The sequence below is a fragment of the Clostridium sp. chh4-2 genome, from assembly GCF_002899675.1.
Taxonomy (GTDB): Bacteria; Bacillota; Clostridia; order Lachnospirales; family Lachnospiraceae; genus CHH4-2.
Genome location: NZ_PKUU01000004.1, coordinates 142402 through 163523 on the forward strand (window position 1 = coordinate 142402; position 21122 = coordinate 163523).

General features: G+C 37.9%; 10 protein-coding genes and 2 pseudogenes. All 12 read right to left on the reverse strand.

The features are described 5' to 3' along the window. Nucleotides 1–29: 29 nt before the first annotated feature. Nucleotides 30–1505 carry a BREX system Lon protease-like protein BrxL gene (gene brxL, locus C0033_RS05595; protein ID WP_103226891.1) on the reverse strand — a complete coding sequence of 492 codons (1476 nt, stop codon included), beginning with the start codon at nucleotides 1503–1505 and terminating at the stop codon, nucleotides 30–32. Further along, on the reverse strand, nucleotides 1502–3826 hold the full coding sequence (pglZ, locus tag C0033_RS05600) for a BREX-4 system phosphatase PglZ (protein ID WP_103226892.1): 2325 nt from the start codon (nucleotides 3824–3826) through the stop codon (nucleotides 1502–1504). Before pglZ ends, brxL begins: the two co-directional genes overlap by 4 nt. A gap of 15 nt (nucleotides 3827–3841) precedes the next feature. Continuing rightward, nucleotides 3842–8089, reverse strand: a complete 4248-nt coding sequence (locus C0033_RS05605; RefSeq protein WP_103226893.1) for a hypothetical protein — start codon at nucleotides 8087–8089, stop codon at nucleotides 3842–3844. A 14-nt stretch (nucleotides 8090–8103) separates the two neighbouring features. Beyond that, on the reverse strand, nucleotides 8104–10425 hold the full coding sequence (locus C0033_RS05610) for a phosphoadenosine phosphosulfate reductase family protein (RefSeq protein WP_103226894.1): 2322 nt from the start codon (nucleotides 10423–10425) through the stop codon (nucleotides 8104–8106). A 10-nt stretch (nucleotides 10426–10435) separates the two neighbouring features. Beyond that, on the reverse strand, nucleotides 10436–12808 hold the full coding sequence (locus tag C0033_RS05615; RefSeq protein ID WP_103226895.1) for a hypothetical protein: 2373 nt from the start codon (nucleotides 12806–12808) through the stop codon (nucleotides 10436–10438). A gap of 507 nt (nucleotides 12809–13315) precedes the next feature. Beyond that, nucleotides 13316–13405: pseudogene (locus C0033_RS05620) on the reverse strand (SEC-C metal-binding domain-containing protein); the annotation flags it as partial. A gap of 1791 nt (nucleotides 13406–15196) precedes the next feature. Beyond that, entirely contained in the window at nucleotides 15197–16057 is an 861-nt protein-coding gene (locus C0033_RS05625) for an abortive infection family protein (RefSeq protein ID WP_103226896.1), read from the reverse strand. Nucleotides 16058–16078: 21 nt separating this feature from the next. Continuing rightward, the gene (locus C0033_RS05630) at nucleotides 16079–16303 is read right to left on the reverse strand and encodes a helix-turn-helix transcriptional regulator (RefSeq protein WP_103226897.1); all 225 of its coding nucleotides are present in this window, start codon (nucleotides 16301–16303) and stop codon (nucleotides 16079–16081) included. Between the two features lie 139 nt (nucleotides 16304–16442). Then, nucleotides 16443–17117: a zinc ribbon domain-containing protein gene (locus C0033_RS05635; RefSeq protein WP_347501046.1), complete on the reverse strand. Its 675-nt coding sequence runs from the start codon at nucleotides 17115–17117 to the stop codon at nucleotides 16443–16445. Continuing rightward, nucleotides 17103–17354 (reverse strand): annotated as a pseudogene (locus C0033_RS27760) (recombinase family protein); the annotation flags it as partial. The gene C0033_RS05635 and the pseudogene C0033_RS27760, both read right to left, overlap by 15 nt. 834 nt (nucleotides 17355–18188) lie before the next feature. After that, on the reverse strand, nucleotides 18189–18611 hold the full coding sequence (locus C0033_RS05645; RefSeq protein ID WP_103226898.1) for a hypothetical protein: 423 nt from the start codon (nucleotides 18609–18611) through the stop codon (nucleotides 18189–18191). 158 nt (nucleotides 18612–18769) lie between these two features. Then, on the reverse strand, nucleotides 18770–21121 hold the full coding sequence (locus tag C0033_RS05650) for a S8 family peptidase (protein WP_103226899.1): 2352 nt from the start codon (nucleotides 21119–21121) through the stop codon (nucleotides 18770–18772). Nucleotide 21122 lies beyond the last annotated feature (1 nt).

The window sequence follows — 21122 nt, forward strand, 5'->3', positions numbered from 1 at the left end:
CAAAATCCTCTCTTCCACATACAACACACTTAATCTTCATTAGACAAATCCCTTACTGCAAATTGAGGAACGCTCTTTCCCCTATATTCAATATCAAGTATACCCAACTGTGTCTTAATGATGCCTCTCATCTTGCACGCCGGTCGCAGACAATACAAATTGAAATTATGCATCGTTATATCCTTTGGTGACCGCACATTAGGGAACAATAGCTTGAGGTATGCGGTGCAAATTCTTTTTACCGCCTCTGTATCTCTGGTATCCGCTCCATCAGGTAATTCCACCAGCGCATCTACTACGGCTCGATAACTTATATCCTCACGTAAATGATGCAAAATAGAGCTAAAATACTCTGAATTCAATGCCCATCCGCAAATCTTCAAGTCATCATTCATTCGAGGAATATCCCACCCTTTGATAAAGCCATGAATTCTATCAAGCAGAGCGCTTTCTTGGAAAAGTTTTGGAAGTTCTGTAAACATATTGGTATATTCATCCATATTATCCTGATGAATATTTCCAAGGAACACAACGCCAGCGTCGGATTTTCCGTCATATCCACCTATGTTAAATGTTCCGTATTCCATGTAGCCCTGCATAACAGAACGCATTTCATTTACATCACCAAACTGGACAAGTTTTACCTCATCTATTACCACAAAATCATTGCCAATAATAAAGCCTGGACTTCTACGCGAAGTATCATAGAACATTTTTGCTCTTGTTACTTTTCCGCCGTCGGTCAGCAGACCATATTTGCTAACATGGCCGAAGACATATGATTTCCCTGTTCCCTTAGGAGCTAATTCGATGATATTTAAACGTTTTTCAACAAACGGAAGAAGCCTGGACAACATCGCAAGTTTTTGTTCCTTGTTTTTATATCCAGGGGCATTATAATCGATTGCACCAAGCAGGATATCGATCCATTCATCGATATCAAACTCATTTCGAACATCCTTATAATATTCAAGGTCAATTGTATACGGACAGAAATTCTTAAAATTCGTGAGCTTAATTTTACCTTTTTTGCCTTTCTTAACTTTATCTTCTTCGAACTGCTGGTCATACTCATTAGGCGCACGATATCCAAGTTCAATCATTCCCCAGGTTTCATGTTCAGCAATCAGTTCGTCCTTCACTTGCTCCCATACGCTATCTTCGATAATAGTATCCTTATCCGTCAAGCCAAAATCAGGAAGTGTGAACGTGATTTCACTTGTCTGAATATCAATATCAACTGTTATTTTTGCTAAGATTTGAACCTTATCACGTTCAAAAATGATTTTGTCCTTAATCGCCGTCCAATCTTCTTTTCTTGGGATATATGTTTTCACAAACTCAGAAATCTGCGCTGGTTCAAAATCCCCATCTTCATTCTGAAACTCTGCGAGAAGCCAGTCTCTCATGAAGGATGGAAGACTTAATGTTGAAAAGAAATTGTTCTTTTTTAGATCTTTATATACGATCATTCCGTTGAAACAATCTCGAAACTTATCTATCATAACTTCTTTTCTCCTCCAAACATCATATTACCAAGTTCAAACTTTTGTGATTTTTTGACTCCTTCACGCTCAAATTTGAACTTTACTCCCGTCTTAACACAATTGCTTGATACATAAATATCAGCGCTACAGTCACATGCTTTTTCAGGCTTATCCAATTCAAACCTGAACGTTTTCTTATCCGCATCCTGCTTCCCTGCATACATCTTTCCGTTAACTTTCACAGAAAGATTGTTCAGCTCATTCTTAGACCAGATAACAAGAACTGGTTGCTTTTTGTAACTGAATATCACCTTGCGTCCATCATTCATCACCTTAAATTCCCAGACAATATTATTCATTGTAATCCTGATAACAGGAACAACAACCTCCTCAAGTGTAGCGCCACCATGAGTTTCCACTGCGGAAGGTCGTGAACCATCGAATCGATCATAGCTAGCCAAAATGCAAAGTCCACCTTCATGAATTGCATGTGAAAGCTTTTTGGTTGATTCATTGTCCTCGCAAACCCGTCCCCCGTGAGTTCCAGTCCGTTTTGATTCAATAGGCAAAACAGACTTTTTAATAACTGCCAATCGGCTCGCTCCATGATCAGAAATGATATAAGCCTGATCGTACTTATTCGAAGAGAGTTTTGTGTAAATATTAGCAACCACCTTCTCGATTTCTGCAAGTTCATCAATCAAATGAATTGGATATTCTGATTTTTCAAAATTATAGTCGCCAATTGCTTCGTGCTTATCTTTGTCAATTTTCTTAATGAAGTCCACTATTTCAGCATCGCACGCTTTAAATGCATCAACGAACTCCTTGTTTGCTGATGTAATAGAAGGAAGATTGCATTTTCCAACTTTAGCTTCAGCAAACAAACCTTTCGCAGCACATTTTTGCAGAATATAGTTAAGGAATTCCACCCCTAATGCATCTACGAAATATAGAATAGAATTATGCTTATCTGCATCACTGACAATTTCTGTCCTAGCCGGAAGTTCTACAAAGTGTTGTTCTTCAGCCTCAGTATTGACAAATTTCTCAAACTCTGGATATATCACATTCCGAAGTTTTTGCATTGTATATTGTGAAAAGTAGTAATCCAACAAATCATTACCGAAATAAAAAGGACTGACATAATTATAGAAGTCAAGGAAATTACTCCTAAGCACTTTCAGTAACGTTTCATCATCATAATCGGCCTGGTATGTTCCTATAATTTTAATCGCCTTTTCCTTCTCCATCTTGGTCAAATCTGAAAGATAGTACAGTGCATCCTTTCCCTTCTGATCCACGAACTCACAATAATCTGCAACTTCCTCTTCCGGGATATTTAACCTGTATCTCAGAGACTTCCACTGTTTATATATCTGAGAAAAAGCTTTTCCATTCTGAGGATAGTTCAAAATCGCCCTTATCAAATTACGCATAACTTCGGTATGCTTATTGGAAAACGAAACCGCATCTTGTATAATTTGGTTCTTTGCATCTGGAAAGACCTTCATCGCTATAAACAGTAACCACTGCATTCTGTCCTCATAGGTATACCATTCTTGCAGCGTATATTCATAGTTATTTGTATTACTAAAATGTGCTATTACTATTGCTCGGAACGAGGCCTTGTTTTCACTAAGATTTAATAGATATTTCCAATAGAACCCTTCTGCTTCATCATATTTAAATCCCTCAAGCTCTGGGTATTTATTCTGAAGTATCCGCAGAGGTGTATCCATTGTTGCAATGGCATACTGTCCATTGGCAAAAACAGCCGCCTTTTTAGCTGTCCGAATGTATATTTCTGACTGAACAGCACTTTCAATCGCCACAGGAAGAAACTCCACGCCTTCCACGACATTCGCTGAATCAAAAGAAAATTCCGGAGCCACAAATGTGATATGTGGTTTTACAGAATCAACTGTAGAATCAACTGCAACAATGCGCTTAGCTACTCTTAAATCCTTTTGTATTATCTTTTTTAGGATATCACCACAATGAAAGCATACAATAACTGCTTTCTTTGCAATGCTCATATTGCAAAGTGTCTGCATGGTCTTTTGAAGCTCTGATCCACTAATCAGCTTAAGATAGGTGGTTAATTCAAATACAAACATATTGCCAGATGCGTGTTTTATGTCATCAATGACACCCATCACATTAGGCAGGCTATCTTTCTTAGCAAAATCAGCAATATGAACGATTTTATTATCACCCACTCTGTAATAGTCTAGGATTTCCATTTTTTGCGTAGCATTCTCCACATTCACAAAGAGCGGGTATGTTGTATTCTCATCCTGCAGATAATTATTGATTCTTTCAATACAATCGTTCATCGCTGTCACCTTTCGTTACTTTCGGTCCGCATCTTTGATAATACTAAGGCCAACCGATATGTCATCCTGAATAAGTTTTTTCAAATATTCCTTTAACATGTTAATATCATCCATTGCATCAACAATATTGGTCGCAATAACACTGCCCTCAGTATCGTATCTGGCAGAAGCATATTCCTTTATAAGCTTTTCAACCATCGGATTTGAATACCAATCATGAGGCTGTGCTGTTGCACGTTCTTTCAAATACTTCCTAACTTCATCGGCTTTAAGTAAAACCGCATACTCTTTAAGGATTTTCCTGTTGAAGGCATCATCAATTTTTTTCGAATCCTCCAAAGCTTCATAAAATGTTGCAGATTCAAGGAAGCTAATAGCTTTTTCGGTTTCGCTATCTTCCGGATGCACACGCGAAAGCGTCAAAAACGCCTGACAAGCCGCATCATAGTCCTGTGCGTCGACCATGCATATGATAGGTGTTAAATTGATCTTAGACCACTCTTCTGGTGATTCGGTTCCGGTTCTAGCCCTCCACAAATTTTTAAGTTTGATTTTTCCTAACGTGCTTTTAAAGTCTTTCACCGACTTTTCAATTATCTGAAAATATTGTGCTTTTTCTTTGGTGAATATGTCTCCGGTAGGCAGTTTTATGAATAAATTGTTCTGCTCTTCTGTGTCAAACTCATTCACATAAAAGCTACAGACCTTAACAAAAAGATTAAACTGTCCTTTATAATACTCATCAAAAAGGTCGCCCTTGTCCTGTAGCACTTTTAGGAATGATGCTTTCTGTGAATCAAGAAGGGATCCTTGCTGCTTCAAGTCGTACAAAGCCTTGGCAAGCGGTTCAACATCTCCAAGATAATTTTTAGAGGCTTCATATGACACTCTGATATTTCCGCATTTAGACTTCCAACCATCCAATGCCTCTCTAAGTGTTTTTGCCTTTCCAATAAGCCGGTTGCTCTCTGCTATGATAGAATATTCCACTATAACTTCAGAAATCTTCGTGTCAGCAGTTTCTTTAATCCATACCCAGTTAGCTGAATCTGCATCAAATTTTTTCTTTACTTCATTAAGGAACTGGCCGTCATCCTCAATTTGCCCTGCCAACTGAACAAGTTCGCCATCATTGTATTCAGCCAAATAATTAGTCATGCCAGCCCGACACATATCCTTTGTAAAAAGATACGGTAAATCTTGAATCAGAGTCAGGTTATTCTTGTAAAGAGTACCGATTTCTTTAGCTATATCCGATTCCGTTTTTCCCATATTACCATTGTTTGCTAAACCAGAATAAAGCTGAATCACATCAGCTACAACTGATTCGCTGGAAGCTAATGTAACATCACTAAGGCAGTATTCCACACACCAAATAGGGAACGTCAGCTCCTTCATTCGGTTGCGGATATAATTTCTGGTATTAGGAATATTTGTGCACTGTTCAGGGCTAATTCCAAAGGCAGCGCAAGTCAATTCATTAAACTTACGGATTTCCTCCGTCATTGTGACAATGTACTTCTCACGATATTTTGTATCCTGACCAGCAGCATACTTAATTACCCATTCGACCATCGCCTGCAGGTTTGCCAGATTCATCTCTCCACCTGCTATACCATCATCATATCCGTACTTATCTCCAACATAATCCTTTAAAACAAATCCCAGAAGAAACGCTGTCAGATTACACGGCATGAAACCGAATGGCGCTTCGGTCAATTTGTTGTAGATTGTAGAAATAGCCACTCTATCACTCTTATCAAATTCTTCAGCCATAATCTTCTCTACACATGTCTTAATCTGGGAAATATGTAAATGCGTCTTTTCTTCCCAATAGCGGTATTCTGCAGGCATTCCCCATGCGCCCTCTAATGCCTTCTCAAGTTTTTTCTTCTGTTGAGGTGCATTATAAGGGCCTTCGGTCTTTCCATTTACCGCGGACTTTACGCCCTGCTTCAATGCGCTAATAATATAAACACCATCTATTAGATCATAATTCACCTCTGGCGCTTGCGGATAAATATCTCTGATGATGGTATACAAGCCGGAATACAAATCATCAAGATTGCTTCTTCGTTCACGCTTAACAGTACCGTTAGCTGCCAGTCGGCAGATATAAAAAGCGCCACTATCCTGCATCGTCTGCTTCCAATCTGCTATAACTTCAGAAGCTTTCTGCGAATAGTTCTGACTCTGAGTATTATCGTTCTTATCGAATGATTCGCTCTGAACCATATAATCAATGAAGGTGTTCCACTTGTCGTTGCCAAAAGGAGTCGCACCTGTATCGACAATGATCAAATTCAGTTCCTCATTTTTGGGTTCTTTCAAGCATTTGTCGATTTCGGCTACTATTGCTCTGCTTTCTTCGTCATTCTTCGAATATACGCATAGACAATTAAAGCTGCACTTTCGATAAGCCTGCTTTTTAAACTTCGTGATGCAACCGGGTATAGTGTCCAATGTTGCAGACATAAAGTTATAGCGAAGTTTCAATGCCCCCGGCCATGATAATGGATCACTAAACTTAGGATCTTCAATCAATTTTGCCGTTGACCATTTTGCTTCAACATCTTCCCGACTAACCGTGGAAGTAGCAATCAACTGCACAATGTAAACTGTTTTCCCCTGAATCGTTTTTGGAAAAAGAATATCCATTTTGCAAAGCGTTTCTGCAATACTGGACGCGCTATTACCGATGGGAGTTCCTTCAAATGCCAGATTCAAATTCTTATCTGTTGCAAAGAAACACTCTACCGCATCACCATTCATATAGGAAATAGCCTGCATAAGAAGAACGGTTTTCAAAATTTTGGTCTGATCATCATCCAGCTTATAGCTCTTCGATTTACTGATAGAACTAAGAATATTTCTAATCTCTTGACGCAGATAACGGCCTTCATCTTGATAAAAATATTCCCAAAGCATATCTATTGTCACAAACGGATTACCAGTATAAGGTCCATAAGTATCTATGTACCACTGGAAATCTTTCAATTTCACACCGGCATCATTTTTAATATATTCAAACATGCTTCTGGTGTTCTCCTGAAAAGACGATGCAATATATTTCAAGATAAGTGCAGCGTATGGATGAATGGGCAGGATATTCATCATATCCTCATCAGCAATATCCTCATCTGTCAGCCGATTAAGCTTATCCATGACAAGTTTTCTACTGTTAGCTGTATCAAAAAACTGGGTTTCGCAAATCTCTTTCCATTCTTCCGCAATCTGCTCATCATCATTTTTTTGAAGTGCATGCCCAATCAGCTTGAACGCAATATTATCAGGGAGATCAATAACCGATGTAGGCTTTACAAAGCGATTAATCAGTTTTTTATCACTTCCACCTTCTTTGGCCACGACATCTTCACTAACACCAGTATGCGTCACAACAAGGAGACAGAAATTATTTGTCTCAGTTACCTCCATAATTTCCTGAAATCCCGTCAGATCATGGATATGATTCTCGAAATACTTTGTAAACTCATCCCAAATAAAGAACAAGCTCTGCAGATTATTTCCTTTAATAATATCTTTCAGCCATTTGATAAAAATTTTGACATCGAGTTTCATCGGATCAATGCCATTCTCCTTGCCAACCTTGGCAATCTTTCCCATGAGCATGGTCAAGGCTTCACCGGTATAGGTATTTAATCCATCAATAACGTCATCGACCGTCTGTCCAATAAATCGGCTGTCCTCAGAAATGATTGAATTGAAATATATCTTATTACGATTTATAGAAAGCCAATTTAAAGCAGCATCCTTTAAAGACGCCTGTCCAGTATACTCACAGCCATCATTCTTTAATTCCTTGAGAATGCTCTGCTGCATAATTGAACATAGATCAGCATCACCATCTATCGATGAGGTCCCGTAGCAGTGAACAGTTACAATCTTCTTAATTTCACCGCTATCATCCTTGCGCTCCTTAATAGCACAGAAACGCTTTTTAAGAGTCTTATCAAGGTTATATCTGTCAAAATACGCTTCCGTTGCTTCTTTATCTGCCTTCAAAAGGCTATCGAGAGCCAATGCTGCATATGACTTACCTGTTCCGTATCCGCCCTCGACCCAGATACCCAAAGGTTGCTTTCTTTCAATAACATTAGCCGCTGTCTCAAGCAAATTCACAAATGTAGGATGCGGATAAAAATCTCGCCAATCCACATTGCCTTTTCTAATCAGTTCATCCGTAACACAAGGATAATACTGTTTCTTAATATTAAAGTACTTTCTATAGGTACTGGTCGCCATGTCCACACCCCCACTTAAAATAATTCAAGAACGTCCTCTGATGATTTTTCGCTTTTTAGGTAAATATTATCTAAGTCAATAGTAAATGACACTGTAATGAATTCCGAGTAATTAGCAGCCAGACCATTCAACAGCCTAACCATTGTATCCCGATTCAAGCCGAAAATCTGCGTAGGGCTGATGCCATCGCTATCAACGTCATGATCAAGCAAACGGCTAAGTGTAAAATTATAATATCCTCCACACATTTCGGCAAACTTGTACAAAGAATACAAAATCACCACTGGATCCGGATTGTTCCATGCTGTTCTATACACTGCAACCAGCTTATTCTTCTCCCTTTTCCCAGTCCCCATGCCTATATTTCCAAAATGAAGGGCCGTAAATCTATTAAAGCAACTCCATATGTCTTTTGCCCATGTTTCTTTGGCACCAGCATCCTGTAACATGGCAATGGTATAATCCTTTGGATAATCTGTATAAAACTCCAAATTTCGCACGAACCACCTAAGCTGTGGTGAATAGACAGCATTCGCAAGCATGATTCCCCAAGCCGACAGATTACTCAGTCCAAGATTCTTTACCACCCTTGCGACTGGCGAAAAATGATTGTTAATAATCATATTGCTATCACGTAGAAACCGTTTAAAGAAGCTATACATCTGCGATCCAAGAGAATGATTATCATCGAATTCGTCTTCATATTTCAGGAACTGTTCAAACCACTCTACTTTGGGTGCAAAATGGGAGTAACTGTTCAAACTCATATCTTTCATATTTCCTGTTTCTCCTTTTGGCATCTCAATTGAATTGTAGACTAAACATCCTTTTAAAGCTTTATGGCAGTCCGAACAATGTTTGCATTTATCACTAATATGGACTGTCCCATTTTCCATGGTCAAGCATCCATTATGACAATCAGCTTCGCATTCATGGCATCCTATACATTGAGTTGCTTTTTTAAATACATTTTTAAAAAATTTTATAAATAGCGGATCTCTTTTAGCTATTTCATTGGCAATTGAAACCGTAACACTATCAACACTTTCAATCACTTCAAAACAATAACATTTGCCTCGATGTATAATGTTATAGCTACCATTGTCTTCTTGAAGAACACCAACCGTTTTCATCCATATCTTCCAATCCGTATTGGGATTATTAAGCTGAATGATAATATTATTCTTCTCTATGTGGTCTGAGTATTTAGGGAGAAAGTGCAAATCCCTACCGTTTTTTCTTGCTTTCCAACCGCCGTTCTCAATAAACTCTTTTAGGCGTTCATCGGACTGGAAATTCTGCCTATAATGGTCTTCTATTTTTGAGACTAGTGCATCAAACTCATCACAATAACAAGCTCTTGCCATATACTCATTTCGTTCTGATGCTCCTGGACACACTAGGCACCCTGCTCGTCTGTTTCCTTTTTTATAAGCCTCGTTAAGGATTAGCTTCCTAGTAAATATATATAAATAAAGTTCTGCAGAATTCCATTCTAATATTGGATTGCAACTCCATTGTCCCTTGTGTTTTTCACCCAGACTGACATAGTCATATTCACTCCTTGAAATACTTTCACTTCCTCTAACCCCGACAAAGGCCATTCCTGTAAAGTCCTCTTTCTCAGTAACTTTTCGAAGCATCAGTATTTGTGGGGAGGTTTTATGAACACTACAGCACCATCGAATAACCGTAGCCGGTGGGCCGAATTGGCTCCATGTATATTCAGGATTAAATTCGGATTTTGCCCTCAAGAAATCAATGTTTTGTGCCCCACACCATTCCTCAATATTATTTGCTGTTTCATAAGTATCTGGGAACTCCATCCCTGTATCGCCAAATAAAACTTTAAAATCATTATGTGGCAACGCTCTCGATACCAAATCCAGTGTAACAACACTGTCCTTACCTCCACTAAAAGCAACATAGAAAACATCTACCTTATTACGAAATTCCATAAAATAATTGTAGATTTTCTTTATTGTCTCCTGTGCAAGGCTTTCCATAATCTCGCGATTTTTTTCAACCATAACTGGAATATCTACAAATCGCAGGTAATCGCCATCTGGTTCCGGATCATCTATCAAAATAATTTCTGGCCTCTTGTATAAAGAGCCACCTTTTGTTTTTGCAACCAGCCGCCCGCGATAATAATAATTATTTGCTTCAGCCCACATATATGGAAAAACATCACTTTTGTCATATTTCCAGTACTGATCAAAGCCAAGAATATCCAATTCTTTGTAGTAAACCGGCCTAGGCTCCTTGCTAAAAGAAAGCGGCGTATTATTCAGTTTATATCCGCCAGTTTCCACATCCCATTCATATGAATACATTACTTATACCTTACTTTTCATTATTTTTCTTTCGGAGAACCACTGCCTTCTTTAATAATTCCTCCACCTTCTTGTAACGCCTATCGGTAATAAACCCATGGTCACAAAGATAATTCATGGCATCCCGTTTTACTGTAATATCTGTGTTGGACAACGCATCAACAACCACAGAATCAAAATCGGAATACTCCAACTGTTTCTTTACTATTACTCCACTTGCATTTCCTTTAGCAAACCCTAAGAACAATAGCTTGAATGCTTTGCTAAAGCGATAGACATATTCCTGTAAAAGAAATATGTTCCATGGATATCCACAAGATGGGAAACGCATGAAATCAGTAATACCAGCTAAAGGCAAATAATCCTCACAATAAAAGGCAATAGCATCATCAATAGCATCTATATCGAAATCCAGCATTCCGTCTGAAACAAACTCTTTGCTGTTAATTCGAATGGCATTAGAATGAATAGAATCCCAATACGGCACTGTTCCAGTATACTCAGCTAGTTCCTGAACATCATCAATTGTAAATGTTGGATGTCTTTTTGCAAAATCGGCAAACACATCCTTAGGCGCCATCTGTTCACCTTTTCTAGTGATAATACCAGTCATAACATCAAAGCTTGTTCTCAGATAATATGTGAAGATTCTTCTTAAACCCAGCTTCGTAAATCTGCCATCACATTTTTCATACAAAATAGCATCAATTTGGAAAAGATTTTCGATGATCTCATTACATGTTATGTATCTGCAGCCCCCCAACAATCTGTCACAATATTCTTCGAGAATATTTCTTTCTCGGCTACTAATGTGGGCCACCTCAACATGAAAATACTCTGTCTTACTATTGCCTAAAATTTCAGGGTTATTGTAATGAAGAACAGAATAAATATCCTCCTTCTTAAGATGAGACAATTCCGCATATATTTCATCATATGAGCAAGGCCTATCCATCCTGATTAAATAATCAATCACTTCGCTTGAAATATCCGGCTTTGCGCTCTGGCTATATGAAAAATACTTTTCTCTAAAGAAGAGGGGCGTTCCTATAAAGGTATATTCTATAAAAGCTGCAAGCATTTTAGGACTGTAAACCAGAGAATTAAATTGTTCTTTATACACATTGAACAGAACATCATAAAACAGGATTTCTTGCTGTGCAAAGTAATTTTCAACGTAATCGCGTATTGACTCAGCAATTTGCTTATTAACGACTGCTTTAGGCAAAAACAGACGGTCATCGAAAGTAAACGACTCCTTAGAAATGCGTTTCACTGCCTCATCATCAGACAGCACTTCACCATACTGTTCCGCATAAGCATTGATGAACCTTTTTCTATCCATGATGGAATGAGATCTGAAGCCACGACGAAAATCCTTTTTTAGAATTTCATCTTCTTTATTATCCCGTCCATATGCTTGGTCAATGCTGAACGCTATTGTTTTCTTCGAGCGATACTTAATATTACTGCCAAGGACAAAACCATCGCCTAACATCTCAGACCAAGTTGCATCAGAGAGAATGGTTCTAGCAGCAGCCTCTTCGCATTTAGCAAGATTTGTGATTTGCTTCATAGTAAGGTATGCATGTCTAGAATCTAATTTCAAAATTCGATAAATATTTCTAAGCTCATTAGGAAAGCTGGAATACAATTTTTTATCAACATCCGTCACCGCAAATTCACTCTCTGGGATTTGCTGTGCTGGAGGAGTCATTTTAACAGGTGTGATGCAATCTTTAAGGAAAGTCAAATAAATCTTTGAATTATTTTTAAAGAAATTATATTTTTCTTTTTGTAAAACACGAAAAAACTTATACTCCTGTAATGCATGCATATACTTCTGATATTGCTTTGAATTGGATATTTCCCACATATCTACTACAGAGACTTTCTTATCCTTTGCATAATCTGATATGGCATCAAATTCTTTTGTAATATAATCCGTAGCACGCTCATCTTTTCCATGGCTAAGAAGCCACTCTTTGAAACCTTCTCTAATATTCATTTTATTCACTTCATCTTTAGGCTTAGTCTTATCTGTTTTCAAAAAATCTCTTGCCTGTTTTAACAATACATTGTATTCATTTGGGAACTGATTTTTTATACCCACAATTTCATCAAATAGTTTTGAACCAGTCTTGTTTGTAGGGCTTATGCGACCCAGTGCAGAATACTCCATGCTTTGAAATTGAAAAGTTATGCCATTAACATTCCGATACTTATCATCAATTTCAAAGCCCTGAGTCTCAGCCATTTTTCTTAGCGTAGCTGAGACCCGTACTATTGCATCCTTCCGTTTTTCTAATCCATTTTCAACATTTAATACAGCCTCAAGAAGAATTGCAGCCTCCATTTTATTCCATCGAGGTTGTATAGCCATAGTTCTTTCTCCTCTTTAGTTACTTTGCACTTACAGTACTTTGCTTGATATATTTCCCGTTCTTAATCCTCTCATCTTAGCTTTTTTGACACTTCCAGAACAGTCCTATATGATCCAATCTTCACAGCCTTTGGAATTCTATCTTCCCATTATAATCATTGAATTCTTCCAGAAATAGCCATTTTTCTGTCATCTAACTAATTGGTAAATATCCCATGTTGTACCTCTCTATCTTTTATGAAAGCCACGTTTTCAAACATATAAATACACATGTTGTATTCTATCCCGAAACTCAGCTAAAGTCAATATTGTTGACAGATACACAGCAATAAACGCCCGTATTAGTTTTATCAATTTTTCTCATCTGAACCACAATTCCGCATCATTATCACCGACTCCACATGGCACGAGAGGATAGGAAGTACGTCATTTGCTTGTCGGTTCGTCCAGCTTAATCCACCGCTGTTTTTGACCTCTCGGTCGTAATAGGAAACATATCATATCCCTTTAATCATAAACACCTTTCCCAAGACAGCATTTTTTAAATTTTTTCCCACTACCACAAGGACATGGATCATTTCTTCCTATCTTTTTCTTTTTCCTTATGCCTGTATATCCAATCCCCGGATACTCATATGGAATACCATGCTTTTCAAAATAAAGTTTATCAATAAGACTTGGACCAGTAGGTGGAAAAAAAGCCGCACTACTTTTTATACTTTCTTTTAAGTGAGAATCCAAAAAGTATCCTTCTATAACGTCCAACTCATCCGAAGATAAAACATTGACATGATTCTTGATTCGCCAAACAAGATAGTCTATAAAATCCTGTGCTCCTTTATGTAAATATTCCAAAATCTCTATTATATTTTCAAAATCATGCCAATTACATACCCACGGGTAAGGCTCATCTAAGTCTTTTTCCAATATTAGAGATGTGTTTACGGCCAAGCCTCCGAATTGATTCAAAGTAAGTACAAGCGGCAATATCGTCTTTTGTGAAATATTTTGAATGTGAAATTTACTGTTTTTATTCTCATACAAAACTATATCTTCCTGTCCTTCAATTAATCTTTTCAGAGTAATTGCCTGCGCATAAGCTCCCCCGATTCCGCTATCTGAATGAAAATGATCAGTAATACGTTTGTATGCTTTTTGGGGATTAAAAAATGGTTCTCTAACTTTTGAGGCTTTCACCTCTGCTATCAAAATGTAATTATTAAACTCAATTAAAATATCATGTTCTTTCGTTCCTCGTTCTTCACACACACTTGTATGATATATTGCTTCATCTCCAAAAATACTTTTTAAATAACCGAGAAATTGGTTTTCAACAATTTCGGCTTTAACTTTTTTATACTTGTCTGCAAATTTATTCTGCGGTTTTTCTAAAACTTCGGTTATGTAATTATAAATTGCATTTAATAGAAACTGTGGGTGAACAATAAATAATGTTTCTCCTTCATCAATCCAGCAAAGGGGACGCTCTGCAAACGGATTTTTCCCATTGTAATACAAGAAATCTCTTGGTTCTCTATATAGTCCAAAAGTATCTAATAACTTCGTTCCTTTTTCTTTTCCGAATATATCCTGTACTTTTGATGCCTTTATTGAATTCAAACTATCCATTGCATTTTGTATACTTACACTTGTCGAACCTTGAGCAAATGCCATTAGACGTTCGTACTCTTTTTCAACATCAACTGCATATGGATTTAATGAATTTAAAAGCTCTTTTATGCTATTCATTGCATATTTGGATGAACTCATTGCATTTTCAAACTCATCGCATACCAATTGATAGAATGAAATATAATCCTCAGTTCTTAACCCCGTCAAATTATCTAATTCCGAATCAAAAGGACTATAAAGTGTTTTAATCAGGTTAATTGTTTGTTCTGCATATCTTAATATTCCTGTATCAAAATAAGATGTAAAGGCATCCATTGATACCAAATTTCTTTTTATGTCATCAAAATTCGATGTCGGATCAATATTGAGAAAAGTTTTCGCATATTCCAAAGTGATCTCTTGAACATCATTTTCTAACTCATTGTATATTCCACTTTCTTCATCTCTCGTAATATGACCGTTACTTTTATCATCTGTACTCATAAGTAACCCCGCCAAATAAGTGTATTGCTTTTGTGGAGAAGTTAAATCCGTTTTATTGAATATGTCTGATTGCTCGGCAATGTCTGCTGATCCGTTTGCAAATGTTATAAAATGAATCCCAATCATACCCAACAAATCTCTCGTGCCAATATATTGAAGTTTTTCTTTTAATTCTTTTATTTTTTCATCCATAAATCTACTCCTTACAGTAACTACATTCCTATCTTTCAACATTTTCTTAATAGAAACAGTGACACCCTGAAACTGTTTGAGTTATATCACCTTTGTTCCTGTTTTCTTCTGATTTTCAAATGTACTCCAAATAAAATCAACAAATGTAATACTACTTCCCACTGCCAGTTTAGCATGTCGTTCTTCTAATCCTTGAAAAGACGCACTTTTCCCATGTCCGCTACCAAAAGGATTCCTGATTTCAGCTAATTTTGTCGGAATAGCTCTTAAATTCCCTAAAACAGCTTTTATCGCATCTGCGCCTTGATCTGTTTCTTGTATATTTGCAGGCAATAAATTCAGTGCCCCCATTGTTTTGTTGGTAAGCTGGGGAACATCATCATTCTTGCTCCATTCAATTCCCAATTCGTCTAAAATTGTTTTACAGCAGCTCTCTATAAGTTCCTTTGCCAGTCCAATAGCATTTGTAGGGTTTGTCAACTGCATTGAAACCATTAATTCTATTTGCTGAGACATATATTCACTCGAAAACTTGCATTTTAAATTATCGGCTGTCTTCGCAATAGCAGAGGACACCCCTTCTACTCTATCTATAATGACCTTGCATTTTTTGAAAATCTTTGCATATCTTTCATCATACCTTGAAATGCTGCTCCTCCAATAGGCATCATCTTCATAATTCTCGTTATACTCATATTCCATATTGTCTTCATAATAGTGAAACAAATCAGAAAGCAACTTAACCCTATCTTCATCAGACGCACTATTTAAGTATGCAGTAAGCGACTTACCCTTTGATAAACCAAACTTCTCACATAATGCCTCTCCTATACTGTTTGTCGTAAATACATCAAAATCATTAGTTGAAAAATTCAGGACATATCCGCTCCTGTTAAACAGCATCAGAAATGTTCCTTCCTCCCGTTTTGTTATTTCTCCCATTGCGATATATGTACCTCCTGCCTATTTGTTTCCCATCTTTATTTCATCACCATCTGGAAGAATAAAAGCCTGCTCATATCCAACACCAACAACCTCCGCAATCTCCATCATCTCTTCAAAGGAAACCGTCTCGCGTTGCAGTTTCTTATTAAAATTCTGCGGAGTCTGTCCAATCCGTCTGCAAAGCTCCGCAATACTGATATTCTTTTTCTTACACAGTTCTCTTATCATATCCGATGTTGTCATTTTCCACCTCCATCAGTACATTACTATTATAAACCATCTGGTTGATAAACACAATCCATCTATTCCATAATTTACATCCCATTAAAAAAGCACCTTGCAGCTATTCCAAAGTCACAAGGCACTCCATTCATTCTATTCTTTATCTTTCCACATCCACCTTCGCACCAGATTTGAATTCCTCCTCAAACCGTTCCTCGTAGACTGTGACCTTTTCAATCAACCGTCGCACCAGCAGTTCATCATACCCCATGACCTCTGTGGGCTGGCTGGCCAGAAAGTTCTGCATCTCCTTGATCCGCTGTTTCAAGCCTTCACGCTCGGCGCACTCCACTAGGGCATTCTGCTTCAGTTCACGCAAGCGGTAAATCTCATCCGCAATGCCGTTGTAGTCCTTTTTGGAATTTGCCAGCTTTAGGAGTTCCTTTTGCAGCTCCACCAGCTTGGCGTCAATGCTCTCCGATGAGGTTTCATCCTCCTGCCGGATGACCGTTTCCACATTCTTCTGTAGAGTGGAGATTATGCTATCCCGGTTTCCAAGGGCAAGGTTGATGGCTTCTACCACCGCCGCCTGCAGGTCGGATTCCTGAATCGTAGGTGCATCACACCCCTTCGGTCCATGCTCCAGGCGGGTGCAGCACCGCCAGACGATGGAGGATTTGCCCCGATTGTTCCAGGCGATCCTGCGGTAGATTTCTCCGCATTTCGGACAGTAGACAATGCTGGATAAAGCATACTTGCTGCTGTAAACCCGTTTCTTGCGTTTCTCTCCGCTATGGAGGTTCGCCCTCTGCACCATCTCCTCCTGCACCTGCATATAGAGGTCGCGGGGAATGATCGGCTCGTGGCTGTTCTCCACATAATACTGCGGGACAATGCCGTTGTTCTGCACCCGCTTTTTATTTAGAAAGTCCACGGTATAGGTTTTCTGTAAAAGGGCGTCACCGATGTACTTTTCATTGGAGAGCATTTTGTCGATGACCGTGGCGCTCCATACCGTGTGTCCGGTGACAGTCTTGACGCCGTCCGCTTCCAGCACCCGCTTGATCCGGTAGCTGCTGTTTCCCTATAAAAAGCTGAACCAATACCACCGTCCAATAGGACTTTCTGCAATACATAGTTCTGCTTTTGAGTTCCCATATTTTATTTTCCGGTTTCTGCGCTTCCTGTTTCTGCTCTGAAGCATCTGGCACCGTTTTAACGCAACCGGCAAAAAACTAATCTTTTTCAAACTGCGACATTTCTACAAAAGCATCCCTTGTTTCCGCAGTTCGCCAGAGATACTCCACTCCTCCATCAACACTACATCTCCCACAAGAACAGGTCACGAACGAAATCATGCTCGGATTTTGATTCAATCTCCTCGCCACATGCTTTGCATTGAATACAACTCTTTATTATTTTCATAGCTGTTTCTCCCGTCCTTTATCGATTCATATACTCCTATTTTCGACACAATTCGACACAGACCTCTGTATGTCTGGAGTGTGTGATTCTGATTTCCAAAAGGCGCAAAAGGGCCTTGGCGTAAACGCCATAATCCACTCCAACTAACGAATCAACCTTTCTATTTGCAGACCGATTGATGTGATGATCCTCCACAAAATTATAACATGATTTTCTAGAACTGGCGACTCCCGTTTTTTCCGGAAGCGCTTTTTTAGATATGTCCTTTGCTGGCCCCTTACTGCCAACAATAAAATTCTTGATACCACAAGTATCAAAAACTTTATTCTTAACAGTAGAGCAAAGCATTTACCATACCTATGTAACTTTCTCTATACTTGCTTTAACTGCCACCGGATTTCTCCAGTGGCAATTCAGCATCAAAACAAATATATTGTGATCCATTAAAAATATTTTTACTAAGTATTTTCATTCACTCACACTATTGATGAAGTTGCCATCCCTGTCCCATGGTCGGCTCTTGAAACAATGTTGCATAACTGTCTATCACCTTAGCTAATTCCTGATAATCTTCTGGCTCCGGCTTGTAAATGTACCATTCCCATTTACTTCCTTCATTCCATATGTGTGGTACCAATCCATCTCTAAACAAAGGATTATCATTTTTTTCAACTCCTAATACATCTTTAAACCACAAAGTATAATTATCAACCTCTGCTTCACGATAATTGATCATCGTCATTTTTATACCATTATAACGATATCCTCCATCCCCTTCAAACTCCATGCGCATCCGAATATAGCTCCCTACCTTTACATAACACATCGAGGGAAAAAAAGTCACCTTATCATTATAGCAGCTCTTTTCCATGAGCTTCCTCAGCTCTTCTTCAAAAAAAGTCATTCTACCACCTTTCTCCTTTAATGATAACCCATTTCGAAATATTCAGAATGGGAATAGAAAAGAAGCTGTCATAAATAACTGAATCCAGCATTATGTCAGCTTCTTATGTATTTACATTTAACACAACGAATTGAAGCGCTCCTTTTGACACACGCTCGCTATACTGGTATATTAATATCTGTACTAACCTTAATATTACTATGCCAAAAGTTATATTCATCCAATTTTTGTGTTACCTCATCATAAACATTTTCCTTCGCTAACGGATCTCTTATTGTCAAAATTAAACAAAATTCTTGACTCAGTTGAAATTCTTCAAGTATAGCCATTTTTTCCATATGGTCCCGATATACCCCCTGTAAATACAAAAACCATTTTTTATCCTCGGACAGAAAATCTATTTTTTTCTTCTCTGTTAATTCTGATAAATCAATAGCATATTTTTTTACTGGATAATATTTGTCACCATATTGGATTAACAATCTTTCTTTTAAAGCGAAATCCTCCGCCTTATTCTTCATCTTATTTTTACTAAACATATTACCTAAGAATAAATTTTGTGCACCTTTACGTCCGACTGGATTCAAAATGTGTCGCTGGGAAGTATCTCGAGCAAATTTCTCATCATAAGAACCAAACTTAATATCTAAATTAGACTGGCAATATTCAATCCCCTGCGATGGGTCAAGCACCGGATCGTAAACTAAAGTAGCAATTATTTGTCCTGTATAAAACCCATCCTTTATCAAGCACTGCGGCATAGGAAAATCCATAATGTCTATTTTTTCCCCTTTAGCCAAGCTATCCCTTAAAATAAGCGTAGCTTCATATGGATGATTATAGAGTATATCTGCTACATTCTTCGGAACACCAAATCCTACTTGCTTTGTTCTTTCGATTGATGGTACAGTCATTCCTTTAGGATAAGAGGCAGAATGAATAATAAGGGCTTTTAATAATAACGGGTCAAATTCTTCATTTAATTCTTGCTGCAGTCCCCCCGCTAATGCTGCTATCCTTGGAGTAGAAAAACTTGTCCCAACAGATTCAGAAAGTCCTCCATCTTTTGAAAACGATTTAACACCTGTTGTCACCAATTTCCCACTTTTGTTTATACCCGCATTTCCACCATAATGGGAAATCTCTGGTTTAATAATAAATTCCGGCCCAGGACCTACACGAGAAAAGGGCGATGGATCTCCAATCTCTGCATAATCAAAAGGCCCCTTTTTATGAGCAATAGAGCCCACTACAAGTGAGCGAACGGAATCCGCACCCTCATGAATTCTACCTTTAGGTCTATTATTTACAAAGTTGTCACAATTCCCAGCCGATTTACAAATCAACACATTATAATTTTCCTGTATTGCATCTAACGCAATAGCAAAATCGGAAAATTTTGTATCAACCACCGGTCGAGTAATGCTAATCGACAAATTCCAAATTTTTATATTTTCATGATATAACCGTACAGCTTCTTTAATATTTTCTATTAATTCATCTTCATCCAATCCCTCTTTTGTAGTATCCGGAAATACAGTTGCATCAAATATCTGAATTCCATGATGGCCAACCCAATCTTCATCTTCGCACGCATCTCCATATAGTGCAATTCCTGCTACAAATGTGCCATGTGTTGGATTGATACTGGACTCTGGATAAACAGACCATCTATCTGGTTTCAACCAATCCTTCAAATGAGGGATTGGTTCAATTCCGTTATCTAAAATTCCAATTGTGACATATTGTTTATTGGGATTTGGTTTCAGAATAGAGATTTCATTCTCTTGACTTAGGCTATCCAACGAAACACAATATTTAGGCATTGGCTCTATTGAAAATAGCGCATTATAAACTTCGGTCTCTTTTAACTCATCCAATTTAGCTTTTGTTAAATTCTTTAGCTTATATACATGATATTCTTCCGAATATTCTGTTTTCTGAAATTCAACGTTTTTATTTTCTAATGTCCTCTCTAATAAACGTTTGATAACAACATTTTGCTCATAGTTCTGATAATCCAATAATTTTACTTTATAGTTATACTCTTCGTCAATAATCCGTACTTCTGGTTCAAATGGTTCAAAAGTCTCCAGACAGGAAATTGCATAATCATAATTTTCATAATTCCGAATTCTTGAGGACACCTCCTGCATCTCTTCTAAAGTATCCATACGAACAAGTAAATGGCTAGTTGATGTAAGACCTATCAAACTATCATTTTGCTTGACTTGAAAAAAAGCAGATATATCTTTACGTTTTGATTTTGCAGTTGCATCATCTTTTGTTTTTGCAACAAATACAAACGGAATAACCGTCTGTCTCCTTATATGATCTTTCATCAGATCTTCAATACCATCCAGAGAAGTAGATAACATTTGAGCTTTTTTTTGCAACTCCTCTCCCTTTAAAACCCACTTAGGCGCTTCAGAATTGCCACCTGGTTCAATCCGTAATTCATCAATATCTCGTGGAGCAAAAAATTTAATCGGTAATTTTTCATTCTCCATA